Annotated in this window: 15 protein-coding genes; 7 read left to right on the forward strand and 8 right to left on the reverse strand. The window is 62.9% G+C overall.

Going from position 1 to position 20,087, the window contains the following annotated elements:
• Positions 1-55: 55 nt before the first annotated feature.
• Both queA and SJY10_RS10980 read right to left on the reverse strand, forming a co-directional pair.
• The gene (queA, locus tag SJY10_RS10975; RefSeq protein WP_386682497.1) at positions 56-1,114 is read right to left on the reverse strand and encodes a tRNA preQ1(34) S-adenosylmethionine ribosyltransferase-isomerase QueA; all 1,059 of its coding nucleotides are present in this window, start codon (positions 1,112-1,114) and stop codon (positions 56-58) included.
• Positions 1,111-4,428: a DUF3971 domain-containing protein gene (locus tag SJY10_RS10980; RefSeq protein ID WP_386682499.1), complete on the reverse strand. Its 3,318-nt coding sequence runs from the start codon at positions 4,426-4,428 to the stop codon at positions 1,111-1,113. Before SJY10_RS10980 ends, queA begins: the two co-directional genes overlap by 4 nt.
• A 94-nt stretch (positions 4,429-4,522) precedes the next feature.
• On the opposite strand from SJY10_RS10980, the gene bcp reads away from it, so the two are divergent.
• From bcp to SJY10_RS11005, 5 genes are all read left to right on the forward strand, one after another.
• Positions 4,523-5,005, forward strand: a complete 483-nt coding sequence (gene bcp / locus SJY10_RS10985) for a thioredoxin-dependent thiol peroxidase (protein WP_386682501.1) — start codon at positions 4,523-4,525, stop codon at positions 5,003-5,005.
• A 188-nt stretch (positions 5,006-5,193) separates the two neighbouring features.
• Positions 5,194-6,003, forward strand: a complete 810-nt coding sequence (locus tag SJY10_RS10990) for a ferritin-like domain-containing protein (RefSeq protein WP_386682503.1) — start codon at positions 5,194-5,196, stop codon at positions 6,001-6,003.
• A 166-nt stretch (positions 6,004-6,169) separates the two neighbouring features.
• Positions 6,170-7,480 (forward strand): DUF5930 domain-containing protein, encoded by a 1,311-nt coding sequence (locus SJY10_RS10995; RefSeq protein WP_386682505.1) that lies wholly within the window; start codon positions 6,170-6,172, stop codon positions 7,478-7,480.
• Positions 7,470-7,985, forward strand: a complete 516-nt coding sequence (locus SJY10_RS11000) for a polymer-forming cytoskeletal protein (RefSeq protein ID WP_386682507.1) — start codon at positions 7,470-7,472, stop codon at positions 7,983-7,985. The genes SJY10_RS10995 and SJY10_RS11000 overlap by 11 nt, the downstream gene beginning before the upstream one ends.
• 2 nt (positions 7,986-7,987) lie before the next feature.
• Complete coding sequence (locus tag SJY10_RS11005; protein ID WP_386682509.1) at positions 7,988-9,469, forward strand: MFS transporter; 1,482 nt, start codon at positions 7,988-7,990, stop codon at positions 9,467-9,469.
• On the opposite strand, the gene SJY10_RS11010 is transcribed toward SJY10_RS11005, so the two are convergent.
• The 5 genes from SJY10_RS11010 to SJY10_RS11030 all read right to left on the reverse strand — a co-directional run bounded on the left by SJY10_RS11010 (position 9,456) and on the right by SJY10_RS11030 (position 17,095).
• Entirely contained in the window at positions 9,456-10,841 is a 1,386-nt protein-coding gene (locus SJY10_RS11010) for an amidase (protein WP_386682510.1), read from the reverse strand. The genes SJY10_RS11005 and SJY10_RS11010 overlap by 14 nt on opposite strands.
• Positions 10,842-10,886: 45 nt before the next feature.
• A complete protein-coding gene (prfB, locus tag SJY10_RS11015; RefSeq protein ID WP_386682512.1) occupies positions 10,887-12,014 on the reverse strand; it encodes a peptide chain release factor 2 in 1,128 nt (375 codons plus the stop codon).
• A 94-nt stretch (positions 12,015-12,108) separates the two neighbouring features.
• Positions 12,109-14,628 (reverse strand): penicillin-binding protein 1A, encoded by a 2,520-nt coding sequence (locus tag SJY10_RS11020; RefSeq protein ID WP_386682514.1) that lies wholly within the window; start codon positions 14,626-14,628, stop codon positions 12,109-12,111.
• A gap of 134 nt (positions 14,629-14,762) precedes the next feature.
• Positions 14,763-15,956: an N-acetylmuramoyl-L-alanine amidase gene (locus tag SJY10_RS11025; RefSeq protein ID WP_386682516.1), complete on the reverse strand. Its 1,194-nt coding sequence runs from the start codon at positions 15,954-15,956 to the stop codon at positions 14,763-14,765.
• On the reverse strand, positions 15,953-17,095 hold the full coding sequence (locus SJY10_RS11030; RefSeq protein WP_386682518.1) for a pyridoxal phosphate-dependent aminotransferase: 1,143 nt from the start codon (positions 17,093-17,095) through the stop codon (positions 15,953-15,955). Before SJY10_RS11030 ends, SJY10_RS11025 begins: the two co-directional genes overlap by 4 nt.
• Positions 17,096-17,227: 132 nt before the next feature.
• Here SJY10_RS11030 and SJY10_RS11035 point away from each other — a divergent pair, with 132 nt between their 5' ends.
• Positions 17,228-17,956: a DsbA family protein gene (locus SJY10_RS11035; RefSeq protein WP_386682523.1), complete on the forward strand. Its 729-nt coding sequence runs from the start codon at positions 17,228-17,230 to the stop codon at positions 17,954-17,956.
• A gap of 70 nt (positions 17,957-18,026) precedes the next feature.
• Positions 18,027-18,818: an MBL fold metallo-hydrolase gene (locus SJY10_RS11040; protein ID WP_386682525.1), complete on the forward strand. Its 792-nt coding sequence runs from the start codon at positions 18,027-18,029 to the stop codon at positions 18,816-18,818.
• Positions 18,819-18,897: 79 nt separating this feature from the next.
• Here SJY10_RS11040 and ispG read toward each other — a convergent pair whose 3' ends face one another.
• Entirely contained in the window at positions 18,898-20,034 is a 1,137-nt protein-coding gene (gene ispG / locus SJY10_RS11045; protein WP_386682527.1) for a flavodoxin-dependent (E)-4-hydroxy-3-methylbut-2-enyl-diphosphate synthase, read from the reverse strand.
• Positions 20,035-20,087 lie beyond the last annotated feature (53 nt).

The following is a 20,087-nucleotide window of genomic DNA, read 5'->3' on the forward strand; positions in this document are numbered from 1 at the left end:
TCGGCCCGCGTGGGCCGCTGTCAGGACTGAAAGCGACACCATGTGTCGCAAATATTCAAGTGTCGCCCTGTGGCAGCAAAAGCGACGCATCGCCATAGGAAAAGAAACGATACCCCTGCGATATCGCATGTTTGTAAACATCACGTATCCGCGATTGCCCCATGAGAGCACTGACCAGCATCATCAGGGTCGATTTGGGCAAGTGAAAATTGGTCATCAGCGCATCGGCGGCACGGAACTTAAAACCAGGCGTGATAAAGATGTCTGTCGGCCCTTCCCACGGCTGAACGCCGTCGTCGGTCGCGGCGGTTTCGATCAGGCGCAGGGCGGTGGTGCCGACGGGAATGATGCGCCCGCCAGCCGCGCGGGTTGCATTGATCTGATCGGCGGCGGCCTGCGTCACCTGCCCCCATTCGCTGTGCATCTTGTGTGTGCTGACGTCATCCACCTTGACCGGCAAAAATGTGCCTGCACCGACATGCAGGGTGACATGGGTAAACTGCACCCCCTTTGCGGCCAGCTCGTCCAGCAAGACAGCATCGAAATGCAGCGACGCGGTGGGGGCTGCGACGGCGCCGGTGTGACGCGCCCAGGCGGTCTGGTAGTCTTCCTTGTCCGCCGCATCCGCCGGGCGCAGGGCCGCGATATAAGGGGGCAACGGCATCGCGCCGACCTGCAGCAGGGCCGCATCAAAGTCGTCGCCCGTCAGGTTGAACTGCAGCTCTGCCTGCCCGTCGCTGCGGCCAACCACGGTGGCGCGCAGGTCATCGCTGAACACAATCTCTTCGCCGTCGCGCACCTTTTTCAGCGGCTTCAGCAGCGCCATCCAATGGGCATCCGGTGTGGGTTGCAGCAAGGTGACTTCGATACGGGCCGCGGTATCGCCCGCCTCTCCACTCCGGTGGCGCAGCCCTTCAAGCCGGGCGGGAATCACCTTGGTATCGTTCAAGATTAGCCGGTCACCGGGGCGCAGCCAGTCGCCCAGGTCAGACACCACCCCATCGGTGATGCGGTCCGGGGTCGCGACTAGCAACTTGGCCGACGTGCGGGGCCGTGCGGGGCGGGTGGCAATCAGGCCTTCCGGCAGGTCGAAATCAAAATCAGACAGTTTCATGGACTTACCTCTGGCACAGGGCGGCGAAAGATTTCGCGGAACATGCCGGGGGTGAAAACCGACAACGGATTCACCCCCACTTGCGGCGCACTAGGTGTGCCGCGCACGGTAAAGTTGAATCCGATCAACCCCTCGCCCTTGCGGGTCAAAAAGCTGCCGATCCCGTTCAGCAGATAGAAAGGGGAAACCACCCCTTGAAAATCCACCGCCCGACTGCCGAGCGTGTAAATTCCATCCAGCGAAATGCCAAGCCCCGGCCCCACGGCGCTTGATTGCGTAACGACGATCCTGTTGGGGGTCAGGCGGAACCGGGCATCGACCTCGTCAAAGGCAAGGCCCTGCCCGTCCAGCTGTTGCAGCAAACCCACGACGCTGATCGCATCCGACAGCGCGGCAATCGCCGGCGCATCGCGCACCCGCAGCAGGCGCAGGCCAAGGGTGCCGTCAAAGGTGCCCGGCTCTGCTGCGGGCAAAAGGGTCAGATCAAGCGATCCGCCATAGGCCCCATCCACGAAGTTGCCTGCGCGCAGTACGGCACCCGCATCGTCCGACCGGATGCGGACCGCACTGCGCCCGCGCGATGGCGACACGCTGCCCGCGATGCCTGCCTGGCCATTGAACAAACCGGTAAAATCGCCGCGAAAGCCGCCCGTTGTGTCAAAATTTCCATTGAAGCTAGTCAGCTGCAAACCGTCCGCAATGGTCAGGCTGTCCAGACGCACGGCAATCGGCAACCCCTGCCCCGATCCGCCGCCCGCACCGCCGTCGCCGCCGCTGCCGCCGAAACTGGCGCGACTCAGGTTCAGGGCACCGCCCAGCACCTCGACCCCGATACCGCGCCCTCTGCCGCGGCCGCGCAAGGTCACGGCACCGTCGAACCAATCACCGACCACCACCCGCGACAGGCGCGCGGCCTCCAGCTGATTACCTTCGGTCAGGCTGACAGCACCTGTCGCCTGCAGGCCGGGCGCGCGCAGCGACAACCGCTCTACCGCCGGATTGGCACCAAGAGTGCCCGCGATCTCGAGCGTGCCGGAACGACCGCGCGATTTCGAATAGCCGATCGCCGGCACCGACAGACCCAGCCCGACCAGGTCGGACGTCAGGGTAAAACGCGGGGCAGCCCCTTTGGCCAGCGTCACCGCAAGCTGCCCGGTCCCCGCGCCCGACACAGTGCGTGCCGGTAGCGCTATGCCAAAAGTATCAAGCGCTTGCGGCGTGATGTTCACGCGGCCCGTGATCTGCGTCGGGGCGCGGTTCGCGCCAAATTCCTGCGCAAAGCGCCCATTCAGCGGCACGCCGTCCAGCGTTGCCGCGCCGCTGATCTGCATACCCCCCCGGTCCACGCTGACTGCCAGATCGCTGGAGGCAAGCGTGCGCCCCTTGACTAATGTCGTGCTGCGCACGCGCGACAAGTTTGCGGTCGCGTCAAAGTCGATTTCATCCGGTGCAATCTTGGGCTTTAGCGGCAGCGTCACATGCGCCTGCACCGCGGCCCGCCCGTCGGCCAGTGTGACCGGCAGATTTGCCTTGGTCAGATATTGGAACGGCGGCTGGTCCAAAATGGCCAGCGTGCCGGTAATGCTGCCGCTGGTCGCGATATCCAGCACCAGCGGCGCGGCTTTTGTGCGGATGTTGGGGATTTGCAGCACCGATCCCGCCACATCCAGTGCCCCGCCCTGCGGCGCAATCACCTGCCCCTTGTCCAGACGTAGCACAAAGGCATCCTCTGCCAGCGTGGCATAGCCTGCACCCGCTACAATCGGCGGCTCTTGCTTCAGAAACCGGACAGAGGCACCCTCGAACGCAAAGCCCGCAGCCAGCGTCGCTTTTTCGCCGGGACGCTTGCGCCAGCCTGCCACAACATCCGTCAAATCCCCGCCAAGGATGTTGTTCGTGAACCAAAGCCGTGTGCCGGGGCGGATGCCTTCTGGCCACAACCGCAGCACATCGCCGGTGCCCAGCTTGGGGCTTTGCACATCGACAGCGGCGTTCCAGCCTGCTTCGGTGGCTGTCAGCGCGCCGCTGGCGGTCAGGGTCAGGGCCGGATCGGACAGGCTGATCTGCCCCATATCCAGCCGGAAGGGATCAAACCGCAGGCGCAGGTCGATGTCCGCCTGATCCAGCGTGATCGGCACCGGATACAGCCCCGCCGGGTTCAGCGCGATATCGGTCAGGGTAAACTGCCCCACCAGCGCATCCGGCAAGCCGCGATCAAAATCCCGCGCCAGCGCCTGCCCCCGCGCCTGCAGGCTGCCCCAGTCAGAAGCGATATCCACGCTGGTAAACTGAAGCCGCTGTGCGCTTGGATCATAGACCAGTGCCGCCGTGACGCCGTCGAAATGCAGCGGCGCGGTTTGCGGCCCCGGCTGCAGCGCGCCGGCCCCGATGGTCAGCGTGGCGTTCAGTGGACCAAGCTCTCCCTCCGCGTTTAGGGCGGTGCGCAGGCTGGCCGACAGCGGCGCGTCCAGCGCGCCAAGAAAGCGCATTGCGGCGGATTGGCTGGCCAGATCGCGCGCCTGCGCATCGGTAATGGTGATCGCAATTGCGGCGGCGTCGCTGCCGCGCGGGCTGTCCAGCCGCAACCCCAAACCCGACACACCATTATCGCCCGCAACCTGCAACTGGGCGGTCGCCGTCGTATTCTGCGCGTCGATCCCGAAGGCGAAGCTGCCGCTGGTAGCGGTCCAGGTCCGGTCGGCCCGCTCGTCCCGGTAGGTGATATCAAGACCGTCAAGCGTCAGGCTTTCCAGCGCCGCCAGCACGGGCCGGTCGCGTAGCGTGTCGATCTGGCGCACCAGCCCGACAAGGCCGTCCGCCAGCAAGGCGCCGTTGCCCGACTCTGGCAGCATGAAGGTTAGCCGCATCTGCCCTTGCGCATCGCGGATCAGGTCAATCGCCGTGCCAGACAACGCGACGCGCTGGACAAGCGCGGCGCGGTCGAACAACAGCCCGCGCGGGCTGATCGTGGCATCCACTGTGTCGATTTGCGCCAGCGGCGTGCCTGCCGCATCGGACACCTGCGTCTGATGCAGCCGCACCCGCGGGTGCAGGTCAGGACCGACACGCAGCGTAATATCGCCAAAGTCGATGGCACCGCCGCCCAGCATGGTGCTGGCCCGCTCTGCTACCAGATCCGTTACCCAGGACGGCGCGGTGATGTCCCGGTCGAACATCATCACCAGCGCAATGGCGGCAAAAACGACAGGCACAACAAGCAAAAGCAGCAGGGCGCGCAGGGCGTGAAACCCCTTGCCCCTGCGGTCGCCGCGCTTGCGCCGCCGGGGCGGCTGTGGGTCATCGGTCTGCGTCATATCCTGCCCTGGCCTGCCTTTGGCTTTATCTTTGCCCACCACAGGCTAAAACGAAACATGTAAACACATATCCCAAACCCGCAGAAAGAATACCATGCCAGCAGAGCCCAGCCCCCACCTTGCCGAAGGTGATATCGCCCCGACCTTTACCCTGCCCCGCGATGGCGACGCAGAGGTCAGCCTGTCGGATTACGCCGGGCGTAGTGTCGTGCTGTATTTCTATCCCCGCGACGACACCCCCGGCTGCACGACCGAGGCGCTGGATTTTACCGCCGCCGTCGCTGACTTTACGGCTGCAGGGGCGGTCGTGCTGGGGGTATCCAAGGATCCGGTTACCAAGCATGACAAGTTCGTCGCCAAGCGGGATCTTGGCATCGCGCTGCTGTCGGACGAGCACGGCGATGTGTGCGAACGCTATGGCGTCTGGGCGGAGAAGCAGATGTACGGCAAGACATTCCATGGCATCCAGCGCACGACCTTTTTAATCGGCCCGGACGGCAAGATCGCGCAGGTCTGGCGCAAGGTGAAGGTGCCGGGTCATGTAGATGCGGTATTGGCGGCAGCACGCAGGCTGTAATGCCGCGCCGGCGTGCAGCGCTGGCGATGATTTTGTAGCGGCGGGGCTTTCATGGCGGAGGCTTTGCCGGCAATCGCTTTGACGGAAGGCGCTTTGACTGCGGGGCGGTGTGCAGTGGTTGGCTTGGACGTGGGGGCCAGCCCCCACACCCCCGGGATATTTGAAACCAGAAGAAGGGGGACCGCGGGATGACACCTTTGGCCCAGATGGCGACTGAGGTACTGAACACAGCTGACGGTCGGGCAAAGACGGCCTTGTCTCATGCACATGCGGCCGCCTGGCGTGCCGCGCGCGCAGGCGGCGCGCAGCCATCGGTCGGCGCGGCGCAGCCTCCATTGCATCCGGCGCGGCCCGAAAATCCGCGGTTGCTGCCCCCGCGCGATGTACCGCGGCGCAAGCCCAGCACCCTGGACGGGCGGATCGCCATGCTGCATGCAGTGGCGCATATCGAATTGAATGCGGTCGACCTGCACTGGGACATTATTGCCCGCTTTTCACAAGTTCCGATGCCGATCGGGTTCTTTGACGACTGGGTCAAGGCGGCTGATGAGGAATCCAAGCATTTCAATCTGCTATGTGACTGCCTTGAGACGCATGGCAGCTATTACGGTGCGCTGCCGGCCCATGCCGGAATGTGGCAGGCCGCCGAGGAGACCAAAGACGATTTTATGGGGCGCCTTGCCGTCGTGCCGATGGTGCTGGAGGCGCGCGGTCTGGATGTCACCCCGAGCATGATCGATATCTTTCGCAAGGCGGGCGATTCGCAGGTCGTGGCGGCGCTGGAGATCATCTATGCCGAGGAGGTGCACCACGTCGCCTATGGATCGAAGTGGTTTCATTTTCTGTGTGGCCGCCATGACTTGGACCCCGTTGTTGCGTTTCAGGACCTTGTCCGGCGCTATTTCCACGGCCGCCTGAAGCCGCCGTTCAACGAAGAAAAAAGGGCCGAGGCGGGTTTGCCGCCGGACTTTTACTGGCCGCTGAGCGAGGCGCGGTAAGCCTTGGCAGGGTTTCGGCGTGATCTTGCCCAATCCCGGCGAATTGTTCCATAATTTTTCAAAAATGTTGCACCCAAGTCGCAGGCTGGCTAGACGACGGGTACCGCGGCGGTAAAGGGTGTGGAACCTTGCCGCGGGTTTTCGGGACGGGACAGGGATATTTCGCGTGAGATCACGACTGACACAGGCCATTCATACGCGCCTAGAAGCACGATTTCCTGAAAAACGACTCTTTCTTCGCTCTGACACGGAAACCCGGTTTATCCGGCTGCGGCCGTCCCACCAGCTGATCGGCTGGACTGCCGCGACAGCCATTGTGGGCTGGACGATTATCTCTACCGCAATCTTGCTGATGGACAGTATCGGATCGGGGAATTTTCGCGCGCAGGCGCAGCGCGACCAGATGATCTATGAGGCGCGCCTGAACGCATTGTCGTCCGAACGCGATGCCCGCGCGGCCGAGGCGATTGCCGCCCAGTCCCGCTTTAGCGCAGCATTGGCGCAGATTTCGACGATGCAGTCCGATCTGCTGGAAAGCGAAGACAAGCGCCGCGAGCTTGAGACCGGGCTGGAGGTGGTGCAATCCACATTGCGCGACACCATGCAAACCCGCAAGGCTCAGGCAAGCGAGCTTGCCGCGCTGACTGCCGAAGGTGCCGGCGCGCCGACCCCCGCCGCCCAGACTGCGGTGCAGGAAGGCACTGTCGATCTGCTGGCCACCGCCCTGGCCGAAACCGCGGCAGAGCGGGACAAGATTGCCGAAGACGCGCGTTTCGCGCTGGATCATGCCGCCGAGACCGAAAACGAGTTGCGCCTGATGCACGAGCGTAACGACGATATCTTCCGCCAGCTGGAGGACGCGATGACCGTGTCCGTCGAGCCGCTGGAAAAGATGTTCCGCGCGGCGGGCATGAACCCTGACAATATGCTCAGCCAGGTGCGCCGCGGTTATTCCGGCTCTGGCGGGCCGCTGACGCCGTTGTCGTTTTCGACCATGGGCGGCGGGCCGGACCCGGACGCTGAACGCGCCAACGGTATCCTGAGCCGTCTGGACGAAATCAACCTGTATCGCATTGCCGCCGAAAAGGCGCCCTTCGACGTGCCTGTGAAATCGGCCTACCGTTTCACATCAGGCTTTGGGCAGCGCTGGGGGCGGTTGCATGCGGGCACCGATTTTGCAGCCCCTGTCGGCACCCCTGTCTATGCCACCGCTGATGGTGTGGTGGTGTCCGCAGGCTGGTCGTCGGGCTATGGCCGCCTGATCAAGATCCAGCACGAGTTCGGCATCGAAACCCGCTACGCACATTTGAATGCGATGCGCGTCTCGGTCGGCCAAAGGGTCTCGCGCGGGGACCGGATTGGTGATATGGGAAATTCTGGACGCTCGACCGGACCCCACCTTCACTATGAGGTGCGTGTCGGCGGCAACCCTGTAAACCCGATGAATTACATAAGAGCTGGACAAGATGTTTTCTAAATCCAAAATCAACGAACCTGGTCCCAAGGCCGCTGAAACGCCTGCCCAGCCTGCAACATCGGCGACACCTGCCCCCAGCGCCGGCAGCAGCGAATTCAAGGCAACCGCGCCGAAAGCCAAGCCACCCGCATCGATTCTGTCCGCAGACCTGCTGGTGACGGGCAACATGAAGACAACCGGCGACATCCAGATCGAAGGTCAGGTTGACGGCGACATCCGTGCCCATTTGTTGACCATCGGCGAAGGCGCCACCGTCAAGGGTGAAGTCATGGCCGACGACGTCGTGATCCATGGCCGCATTATCGGCCGCGTGCGCGGATTGAAGGTGCGCCTGACCTCCACCGCCCGCGTCGAAGGCGACATCATCCACAAGACCATCGCAATCGAATCGGGTGCCCATTTTGAAGGATCCGTGCAGCGTCAGGACGATCCGCTGACCACTGGCGGCAAGGCCAAGATGCCGACGGGCAGCACCGGCGCAAGCGCTGAGCCTGCAAAAGGCTAGGCTTGCCAGAACTTGATACAGCCCAACGGGCCACGTCTGAAAAGGCGCGGCCCGTTTTCGTGCCGGACTTCAGCACGAAGCATCGCCGCCCGTTGATCCTCGCGGCTGCGGTGCTTGCCTCTTCCATGGGGTTTATTGACGGGACCGTGGTCAGTATTGCGATCCCAGCGATCCGCAGCACCCTGGGGGCGACGCTGGATCAGGCCACATGGATCAACAATGCCTATATGGTTGCCCTGTCCGCGCTGATTCTGACGGGCGGTGCCTTTGGTGATCGCTTTGGTCTGGCGCGGGTGTTTAGTCTGGGCGTGGGGCTGTTTCTGCTGACCTCGCTGGCTTGCGCCCTTGCCCCGACGCCTGATGCCCTGATCGCCGCGCGGCTGGCGCAGGGGGTTGGCGCATCGCTGATGATTCCCGGTGCACTGGCCATGATCAGCCGCGCCTATCCGCGCGAAGTGCGGGGCCGCGCCATTGGCATGTGGGCCGCGGCCTCCGGTCTGACGACGGCGGCGGGGCCGCTGATCGGCGGCCTGATCCTGTCCACACTCGGAGAGGACGCCTGGCGCTATATCTTTGCGATCAACCTGCCGCTGGGCTTTATCGCGCTCATCCTAGTCCGGCGCGGCGTCGTCAAGGATGCCCGCCGCAGCGGTGAACCAATTGACGCCATCGGGGCCGCGCTGGCTGTCGCGGGTCTGGGCCTTCTGGCCTGGACGCTGACGCATCTGGAAGCGTCCAACGACATCCGCATCACCATTATGACCGGCATCGCCGGTGTGATCGCGCTGACGGCCTTTACCCTGCACGAAGCGCGCACGCCGCAGCCAATGATGCCGCTGCGATTGTTCGCCAACCCCGCCTTCAGTGCGGCAAACCTTGCGACCTTTCTTTTATATTTCGGCATGAGCGCGATCCTGTTCTTCCTGCCCATGCTGACGGTCGTGGGCTGGGGCCTGTCAGAGTTCAAGACGATCTTTGCCTTTGGCCCGCTGTCCGGTTTCATCGCTCTGCTATCCACCCGCTTTGGCCGTCTGGCTGACCGGCGCGGACCGGGTCCGGTTATCGCCGTTGGGGCCTGCGTAGTTGCCTTTGGCTATGCGGTTCTGGCGCTGGTCGTGGACGGGCGTGATTTCTGGTTCGGCGTGCTGCCCGCCATGGGGATTGTCGGATTTGGCATGAGCATGGTTGTCGCGCCCCTGTCCACAGCTGTCATGGTTGCAGCCGGCGACGGGCAGTCCGGCATCGCATCCGGCATCAACAACGCCATCAGCCGCATCGGCGGCCTGACGGCTGTGGCCGCGATGAGCTCTGTTGCGACAATTGCGTATAACCTGTCGGGCGGACCCGCCAGTTTTGGCGAACGCGCGGCGGGGGATGCGCATTCGGTGGCAATGGGCAATGCCTTTGCCGCCATCGTCTGGGTTGCCGCAGGCTTCGCCGCTATCGCCGCGCTGGCGGCCGCTTACGGCATCAGGCGGCGTTAAGCGCGTGCCAGCCTGTCGCCAGCTGCAATAGGCCCAGATCGTCCCGTGACCGCCCGATCAACTGCAGCCCCATGGGCCGCCCCTGCGACAGCGGCAGCGGCACGGCGACCGACGGCAGGCCGATCAGGCTGACGGGCACGACCACCTCCATCCAGCGGTGATAGCTGTCCATCTGTTGCCCTGCGATATCCTGCGGATAGGCCCAGTCGATCGGGAATGGCCAGCATTGCGCCGTGGGCAGCACAAGGGCATCGAAGTCATCGAACAGCTTTACCGCAGCGCGAAACCAGTCGGACCGGATCAAGCTGGCGCGCTGGACCTGCGCGCCGCACAGGCCCCTGCCCCGCTCGATTTCCCAGATTGCGGTATCCTTCAGCGCGGCGCGCATTGCGGGCTGGTCATACAGCGGGCCAAGCGAGGCCGCGACAGCATAGCTGCGCAGCGTGGTCCAGCTGTCCCAAAGCGCAGCAGCGCTAAAGGGCGGCGCAATATCCGTGACATGGCACCCCAGTTCGGTAAAACGCGCGAGCTGCGCAGCGCAGTGATCCGCGACGCCGTCCTCCACCGCGTAGGCGCCGCCCCAGTCACCCAGCCAGCCGATCCGCCGTCCGCGCAGATCCGCGTCCAGCAGCGGCGCGGTGGCTGTGTGATCAAGCCCGTGCGGCTGGCGCGGATCAGGTCCGGCCATGGTGTCCAGCAACAGCGCCAGATCCCGCGGATGCCGCGCCATTGGCCCGTTGGTGGACAGCGGGTGCAGCATCAGATCGCCCAGCGGCTCTGACGGAACCCGGCCCCAAGTCGGCCGCATCCCGTAAACGCCGTTCCAGCCTGCCGGGTTTCGCAAACTGCCCATCATGTCGGACCCATCAGCGACAGCGATCATCCCCGACGCCAGCGCCACCGCCGCCCCGCCAGAGCTGCCACCCGCGCTGTGCCCCGGCATTAGCGCATTCTGCGTTGCGCCGAAAACAGGGTTAAAGGTGTGGCTGCCAAGGCCGAATTCAGGGGTATTCGTCTTGCCGATGACAATGGCACCGGCGTCCTGCATCCGCTGCACCATGATATCGCTACGGGGTGCAATCCGGCCAGCCAGCGCAGGCGATCCCATCGTCGTGGGCAAGCCCGCCGCGTTTGACAGATCCTTGACCGCCAGCGGCATCCCATGCAGCCAGCCCTTGCGCGGGCTTGCATCAGCGACTGCAGCGTCGCGCATCAGCGCATCCGCACCCCGCAGGGACACAATCGCATTCAGGTCCGGATTGCGCGCCGCAATCCGGTCCAGCGTCGCGGCCATCAAGGCAGTCGCCGTCAGATCGCCAGCTTCTAAGGCTGCGGAAATGGCAAAGGCGGGTTGGTCAAGAATGTCATCCATGACCGCATCAGACACTGCCGACTGCCGACTGACAAGCGGGCATGTTTAGTCTTCCAGGTTCGCCTCTGCCCGACTTTTGCCACTGACGTCCATCGCCAACGTTGCGGCCATCAGCGCGTCCAGATCACCGTCCAGCACGCCAGAGGTGTCCGACGTCTCGTACCGGGTGCGCAGGTCTTTTACCATCTGGTAAGGCTGCAGCACATAGGACCGGATCTGGTTGCCCCAGCCTGCGTCGCCTTTGTTGTCATGCGCCTCGTTGATGGCGGCATTCCGGCGGTCCAATTCCATCTGATACAGCCGCGACTTCAACGCCTTCATCGCGATATCCCGGTTCTGGTGCTGGGACTTTTCCGACGATGTTACGACGATCCCTGTGGGGTGGTGCGTAATTCGCACGGCCGAGTCGGTCGTGTTCACGTGCTGACCGCCTGCACCGGACGACCGGTAGGTGTCGATGCGGATGTCTTTGTCCTGCACGTCGATTTCAATGTTGTCGTCCACCACCGGATAGACCCAGACAGAACTGAAGGAGGTGTGCCGTTTGGCCGCCGAATCGTAGGGCGAAATACGGACCAGACGGTGTACGCCGGATTCCGACTTCAGCCAGCCATAGGCGTTAGGGCCGGAAATCTTGTAGGCGGCGGATTTGATGCCGACTTCCTCGCCCGGGCTTTCGGACTGCAATTCAACCTTGTAGCCCTTCTTTTCCGCCCAGCGGACATACATGCGCGCCAGCATGTTGGCCCAGTCGCAGGATTCGGTGCCGCCAGCGCCGGCGTTGATTTCAAGGAAGGTATCGTTGCCGTCCGCCTCGCCGTTCAGCAGCGCTTCAAGCTCTTTTTCAGCAGCTTTTGCCTTCAGCGCGGTTAGGGCGGCTTCAGCCTCTGCCACGATTTCGGCATCGTCTTCCATCTCACCCATCTCGATCAGCTCGACGTTGTCGGCCAGTTCCTGACGGATGCCTTCATAGCTGCCCATCGAATCGACCAGCATCTGCCGTTCGCGCATCAGCTTTTGCGCATGCGCGGGATCGTCCCACAGGGTCGGATCTTCGACGCGGGCGTCGAATTCCTCTAGCCGGTGCGGGGCGGTGTCGTAATCCAGCCGCTGCGCCAGCAGGGTCAGCGACTTTTTGATCGCATCAATCGTGTTCTGTGTTTCGGCGCGCATGGTCTTGATCCTTCGACGGGCAAATTGCACCGCCCAAAGCCGGGCGGCTGCGGGGCGGGTCTAACCCGCCGCCGCGGTTACGGCAAGGGAATGGCTAGTAAAGCCCGCCAGAGGACAGCGTGCCAAAGGTCGCTTTTGGCCCGACCGTTGCGGTGCCGCCAGTGCTGGTCTGAACCTGACGCGCCGCGCGCGGCACTTCGTCCACCAGCGGTAGATCGGCTGCCATCGCAAAGCCGCCGTCGAAGGTGACGCCAAAGACCGGCTCTTCGCCCGGACGGAAACATTCCGCAATTACGTTGTCGCCGCTGGCACCGTCACCCAGACGCGCACCGGAAAAGCGGTCGATGTTGATGAACTGGCAATCGGCCGGCACCTTGAATGCACCGCCGCCGTATTTCTTGATCGCCTGCCCCATGAAGGCGTTGAACACCGGCGCACAGATCCCGCCGCCAGAAGCGGATTTACCCATGGGGCGCGGGTTGTCGAAACCGATGTAGCAGCCAGCCACGATGTTGGACGAAAAGCCGACGAACCAGGCGTCTTTTTCGTCGTTGGTCGTGCCGGTTTTGCCGGCGATCGGCACAGGCAGGTTGATCGCGTTTTTCGCGGTGCCGCGCTTGACCACGCCTTCCATCATGGACGTCAGCTGATAGGCGGTAATTTCGTTCATCACCCGCTGGCGGTTTGATGTAATGCGCGGGGCGTCACCGCTGGGCAGACTGGTCAGCTGGCAATCTTCGCACACGCGCTGATCATGGCGGTAAACGGTGTTGCCGTAGCGGTCCTGCACCCGGTCAACCAGCGTCGGCTCGACCCGTTCGCCGCCATTGGCGAACATGGCGTAGGATGCAACCATCTTGAACAATGTCGTCTCGTCAGATCCCAAAGAGGCGGCGAGCACGCGGTTCATATTGTCGTAGACACCGAACTTTTCGGCGTAACTGGCAACGGTGTCGATCCCGACCTCTTGGGCCAGACGCACGGTCATCAGGTTGCGCGACTGTTCGATACCGGTGCGCAGCGGCGTCGGGCCGTAAAACTTGTTGGAATAGTTCTGCGGGCGCCAGACACCTTGGGGTGTGTTGATTTCGATCGGCGCGTCGACCACGACCGTGGCGGGCGAATAGCCTGAATCAAGGGCCGCGGCATAGACGAACGGCTTGAAGCTTGATCCCGGCTGCCGCTTGGCCTGCGTGGCCCGGTTGAACACCGATGCCTGATAGGAAAACCCGCCCTGCATCGCCAGAACCCGGCCCGTGTTCACGTCCATCGCCATGAACGCGCCCTGCACCTGCGGCACCTGCCGCAGCGTCCAGCGGATGAATGCGCCGTCGCTATCCTGCGTCATGCGGCGCACCAGCACCACGTCGCCGATGGCGAAGTTGTCGACAAAGCTACCCTTCATCCAAGCGATATCCTCGCGCGGGACGACAAAGGGTTCCGCTTCGGTTTCCTGCACGCTTTCGATGCCAAGGCGCATGTTCGCATCGCCCACTTCCAGCACGACAGCGGGGAACCATTCATTTTCCAGCGTAATGTCACGGGGCACTTCGGTGGCGGCCAGGGCCTTGCGCCAATCGGCTTCGGTGCCCAGCAAGGATGGGTCAATCGACTTGCCCGTGCCGCGCCAGCGCCCCTGCCCGCGATCATAAGTTTCCAAAGCGCGTTGCAGCGCATGGGCCGCCTCGACCTGCAGGTCGGCATCGACAGTTGCGCGGATCGCAAGACCGCCGGAAAAGAATTCATCCTCGCCGAAGTTCTGGCTTAGCTGGCGGCGGATTTCGTCGGTGAAATAGTCGCGCGGCGGCAGTTCGGACCGAAAGCTTTCGTAATCGCCCGACTGCACGGTGCGCAGCGGCGTGGCCTTTGCTGTCTCGTAGGCCTCGTCTTCGATGAAACCGTTTTCCCACATTTCGCGCAGGACGAAATCGCGCCGGGCGATGGACCGGTCGTATTGGCGGACCGGGTCATAGTCGGACGGCGCCTTGGGCAGCACGGCCAGATAGGCGGCTTCTTCCACGGTCAATTCGGACAGGGATTTGTTGAAATAGGTCAAGGAGGCTGCGGTCACGCCGTAGCTGTTCTTGCCCAGAAAAATCTCGTTCAGGTAAAGTTCAAGGATCTTGTCCTTGGGCATCGCCCCTTCGATCCGGGTGGCAAGGATGATTTCCTTGATCTTGCGCTCGACCGAGCGGGAGCCGTCGAGCAAAAAGTTCTTCATCACCTGCTGTGTGATCGTCGATGCGCCGCGCACGTCTTCGCCGCGCGATTTGATCGCATCGACCAGCGCGGCGGCCATACCGCCCGCATCATAACCTGCGTGGGAATAGAAATTCTTGTCCTCGGCGCTGATAAAGGCATGCTTTACCATGTCGGGAATATCTTCGGCGGGGGTGAACAGACGACGTTCGACGGCGAATTCGTCGATAATCTGCCCTTCGCCCGAATAGATGCGGCTGATCGTCTTAGGCGTGTATTGCGCCAGCGTGTCATATGATGGCAAATCCCGGCCATACATATAGAAAATGCCGCCCAGACCCAGCGCCGCCATGACAAGCCCAAGGCACAGCATCGAAAAGATGCCGCCGAAAAATGACATGATAAAACGGAGCATGGCCGAAGACCCTTCTGACGGAATTGCCCGCTTATAGGGCGGCCCCCCGCTGGCGTCAAAAGCAGATCGGCATCCTTTGCGCAAATCCCCCCCGAATTCAGGGTCACATTCGCGCCAGTCGCCCGATGATCGCGCTACTGCCGCTTCAGCGGGGCGCGGGCGGCTTCGGCTGTGGCCCAGTCCTGCAAGGCGGCGGTGATCCCGGCCACGATGGGTGCGCGCCCGTCCGGGGTGGACAGGGCCGCACGGTCGGCAGCATTCGACAAAAAGCCGGCTTCCAGCAACACAGAGGGAAAGTCGGCAGCATTCAGCACCGCAAGCCGCCCCTGTCGCAGCGGCCGGCTGTTGATGCGCGCGCCTGAACCGCGCAGACCAGCGACAAGCGCATCCGCCAGGCGGCGCGAGGCAGGCATGGTTTCGGCGCGGGCCATATCCATCAGCACGGTCGCGACGCGGTCATCCTGTCCGGTCAGGTCCAACCCGGTCAACAGATCGCCGCGTTCATGCCGTTCGGCCATCCGCTGCGCCGCCCGGTCCTGCCCTTCGGCGTTCAGGGTATAGGCAGAGGCACCGCGTGTCACGGTGTCGTCCAGCGCATCGGCGTGAAGCGAAACCATAACGCCGGCGCCAGCGGCGCGGGCAATGGTCATACGCTCTTCCAGCGGGACAAATTCATCCGCAGTGCGGGTCAGTACAGCCTGAAGCGTGCCGCTACGGTTGATCGCCTCGGCCACCTCTATGCCAAGCTGCAGCATCAGGTCAGCTTCGTGAATGTCGCCGCGGGTGGCACCGGGATCGACGCCGCCATGGCCGGGGTCGATGGCAACCACCAGCGGGCCGCGGCGCAAGGCGGGTGCGTCAAGGCTGACATCGGGCGCAGCGGGTGCATCGGGCGCACCAGCGCTTGCGGCAAAGCTATTGGCATCCGTCGGCGTCAGCCGCAGGTTCAGCCGCGCAGCGCCGGTCCGGTCATTCACCGTCAGCCCGGCCTGCGCCACGGCCAGCGGTGCGTCCAGCGTCACGACAAGCCGCGACCAGCCGGGGCGCAGCGGGCCAAAGCTGACCTCTGTCGCAGTTCCGTATTGCCACAGGTCTTCGGGGATCAACCCGCTGAAATCGACCTCTCGGAAATCGACGATGACACGCATCGGATCTGTCAGTGTGAAAACGCGGTAGGGCACAGTCTGGCTCAGCGCCAGATCCACCCGCAGCCCCTGCCCGTCGTCGGCAATGCGGCTGGCCGCCGGATCAATACGGGCCAGCGCGGAAAAGTCCTGCGCCGCTGCCGGTGCCGCCAGCAACAGACACAGCGCCAGCGTGCGGATCATCGGCGTTCCGCCATGTAGCGGCGCAAGCGCTCCAGTCCTTCGGCCATATCGGCGGTGCGTCCGGCATAGGAAAAACGCAGCCAACGGTGGCCGTGGATGGGGTCGAAATCCAGCCCCGGCGTCACAGCGACGCCCGCCTTGTCCAGAATATCGGCGGCCATGGCGCGGCTGTCATCCGCATGGGCCGAGATATCGGCATAGATATAAAACGCGCCGTCGGGCGGCGCGATGGTGTCAAAGCCCGCCTGCGCCAGACCGTCCAGCAGCAGGGTGCGGTTGGCCTGATAAACGCTCAGGTTCGCGTCCAACTCGTCCCGGCAGTCCATCGCATGCAGCGCAAGCCGCTGGCTGGCATGAGAGGGGCAAATGAACATATTCTGCGCAAGGCGTTCGACGGTGCGCACATGGTCTTCTGGCACCACCATCCAGCCGCAGCGCCAGCCGGTCATGCTGAAATACTTGGAAAAGCTGTTGATGATATAGGCGTCCTGCGTCACCTCCAGCGCGGAAACGGCGCGGGTGCCATACCCGATGCCGTGATAAATCTCGTCCGAGATGAGCGCCGCATCCCGGGCTGCACAGGCGTCGGCCAGGGCGGTCAGCTCGCCTTCGTTCAACATGGTGCCCGTGGGGTTCGCGGGGGACGCCACGATCAGCCCTGCCAGATCATGGGCAGCGATGTCTTCGGGTTGCGGCTGATAGCGGCCCCGGGCGCGGGTTTCGATTTCGACCGGTTGCAGACCCATCGCCTTTAGGATCTGGCGATAGCTGGGATAGCAGGGCAGCCCCAGCCCGACCCTTTCGCCATTGTCGAACAGCGCCGAAAACGCCAGCACGAAAGCCCCCGAAGCGCCTGCCGTGATCACGACCCGCCCTGGATTAAGGTCGACGTCATAAATATCGCCGTAATGCTGGGCAATGCGGCGGCGCAGCGCCGGCAGGCCAAGCCCGACGGTATAGCCCAGCGGTGTTTCCAGATCAGCCTTCAGCGCCTCCTTGGCCGCGGCGGGCGCACCGGTGCCGGGCTGGCCGACTTCCATGTGAATGATCGACCGGCCCGCATCCTCTGCGGCGCGGGCGGCCTCCATGACGTCCATCACGATAAAGGGATCGACATTCCCCCGGGTTGAGCTGCGCATCTTATGCCCCTACTGCTTTTGGCAACTTGTGCCCCCCAAGGCGGGGGTGCGTCAACCGCCCGCGCCGCGCCGCCTTGGCAGTCCGGCCCCGATCTGCGCATAATCCATGCGAACCGATAGAAAGTGACCCTGATGTTTCGCACCCTGACCGCCGCCACTGCCCTGACCCTGTCGCTGGCCTTGCCCGCCCTTGCGCAGTCCGACGACGACGCCGCCTTTGGCGAACGGGTCCGCGCCTATCTGATGGCCAACCCGGAGGTGATCATGGAAGCCGTCGGCGTGCTGCAACAGCGCGAAGATGCCGCTGCGGCCCAGGCAGATCAGGACATGCTAGCTGCGCAAAGCGCTGCATTGCTGAATGACGGATACAGCTGGGTGGGCGGCAACCCCGATGGCGATATCACCGTGGTGGAGTTCATGGATTACCGCTGCGGCTATTGCAAAAAAGCCTATCCAGAGGTCGAAAGCCTGCTGTCTACTGACGGCAACATCCGATTTATCGTCAAGGAATTCCCGATTTTGGGTGAACAGTCGGTGCTTGGCGCGCAGTTCGCCATGGCGGCCCAACTGGTCAGCGGCGATGACGCCTACGCAGCGGTGCACGAAACGCTGATGAACTACAACGGAGAGATCAGCGCCGAAAGCCTGAGCCGTCTGGCTGACAGCCTTGATCTGGATGGCGCGGCCATCATCGCCCGAATGGAAGACCCGGAGATTGCGCGCCGGATCAACGCGAACCGGGCGCTGGGTCAAGCGCTGAATATTTCCGGCACACCCACCTTTGTCATTCAGGATCAGATGGTGCGCGGATATGTGCCGGTTGACCAGATGCAGCAGCTTGTCGACCAGTTGCGCAGCTGACAGCAATTTGACTGGTCGCCGCAGGGACTTGTCCTAGGTTAGCGTCAACGTCAACCAACGGGAGAGTCCCATGACCACCACACGCCGCCATTTCCTTGCGACCTCTGCTGCCGCAGCGGGTGCCGTAACGCTGCTGCCCTATGCTGCTATGGCAGCCGCCCATGCCGGTGATGTCTATGCCACAAACGCCGGCGACGTCACCATTTACCCGATCGACCATGCGTCCATCGTCATGACGACCCCGATCGGGACCCTGTATGTCGATCCCATTGGCGATGCATCCATGTATGCAGACCACGGCACGCCGGACCTGATCCTGATCACGCACGAGCATGGCGATCACTACAACGCCGAAACGCTGGCGGCGATTGTCGGCGACAACACGCAGATCATCACCAACCCTGCCGTTTTTGCCATGCTGCCGGACGACCTGAAGGCCAAAGCGACCGAAATGGCCAATGGCGTCAGCGGCGAATACAACGGGATGGCAATCGATGCGATCCCCGCCTACAACCTGACCGAAGACCGGATGAAGTATCACCCGCAAGGCCGCGACAATGGTTATGTCCTGACCTTTGACGGGCTGCGGGTCTATGTCTCTGGCGATACCGAAGATACGCCAGAAATGCGCGCGCTGGAAAACATTGATGTGGCGTTCATCAGCATGAACCTGCCCTTTACCATGGACAAGGAATCCGCCGCATCTGCCGTGGCTGAATTCATGCCTACCTATGTCTATCCCTATCACTACCGTGGCCAGGACGGCGGCACCCAGAACCCCGAAGAGTTCGCGGCACTGGTTGGCGACACGGCAACGGTCGTCATCGCGCCGTGGTATGAAGGCGATGTGATGCCCGGCTAACCCGCCAAGGTAGCGAAAATGACAAGGGGGCGCTGGTGAAAACCAGCGCCCCCTTTTTGCCTGCGGCATTCGCGCGGTTTTAAGCGGTTTGCGCTTTTGTCTTGGCGTTAGCTGCTTCCAGCTCTGCCGCCTTCTTTTCAACCTGTTCGACGATGTGTTCGATCATCGCCTCGTTGCCCAGCTTGTGACTTTGCTTGCCCGCCAGATAAACCATGCCAGACCCGTTGCCGCCGCCGGTAAAGCCGACATCGGTCATCAGCGCTTCCCCGGGGCCGTTGACGACGCAGCCGATGATCGACAGGGACATCGGCGTCTTAATATGCTCCAGCCGCGCCTCCAGCACTTCGACCGTTTTAATCACATCAAACCCCTGACGTGCGCAGGACGGGCAAGAGATGATGTTCACGCCCCGGTGGCGCAGACCAAGGGATTTGAGGATCTCGAACCCCATTTTGACCTCTTGCACGGGGTCGGCTGACAGGGACACGCGGATCGTGTCACCGATGCCAGCCCACAGCAGGTTGCCCATGCCGATGGCGGATTTGACTGTGCCGGAAATCAGACCGCCTGCTTCGGTGATACCCAGATGGATCGGGGCGTCGGTCAGATCGGCCAGCTGCTGATAGGCCGCCGCGGCCATGAAAACATCAGAGGCTTTGCAGCTGATCTTAAATTCGTGAAAATCGTTGTCCTGCAGGATCTTGATATGATCTAGGCCGCTTTCGACCATCGCGTCGGGCGTCGGCTCTCCGTATTTGTCAAGCAGGTGCCGTTCCAGTGATCCGGCGTTCACGCCGATCCGGATGCTGCAGTTATGATCGCGGGCGGCCTTGATGACCTCTTTCACGCGCTTTTCGTCGCCGATGTTCCCGGGGTTAATGCGCAGGCAGGCCGCGCCCGCCTCTGCCGCTTCGATCCCGCGTTTGTAATGAAAATGGATGTCCGCGACGATGGGCACGCTGACCTCTGGTACAATCAGCTTCAGCGCCTTGGCCGAGGCTTCGTCCGGGATCGACACACGCACAATATCGCAGCCCGCATCCGCTGCCGCCTGGATTTGCGCGATGGTGCCTTTGACATCCGTGGTCAGGGTGTTGGTCATGGTCTGCACCGAAATCGGCGCGCCGCCCCCGACAGGGACATTGCCCACCATGATCTGGCGGCTTTTGCGGCGTTCGATATGACGCCAGGGGCGAATGGAATGCAGGTCCGACATGACGGTCTTTCGAAAAGGGACTTTGCCCTTAACTAGGCCGTCACACGCCTGCC

Source organism: Loktanella sp. R86503, assembly GCF_042466455.1.
Lineage (GTDB): Bacteria > Pseudomonadota > Alphaproteobacteria > Rhodobacterales > Rhodobacteraceae > Loktanella.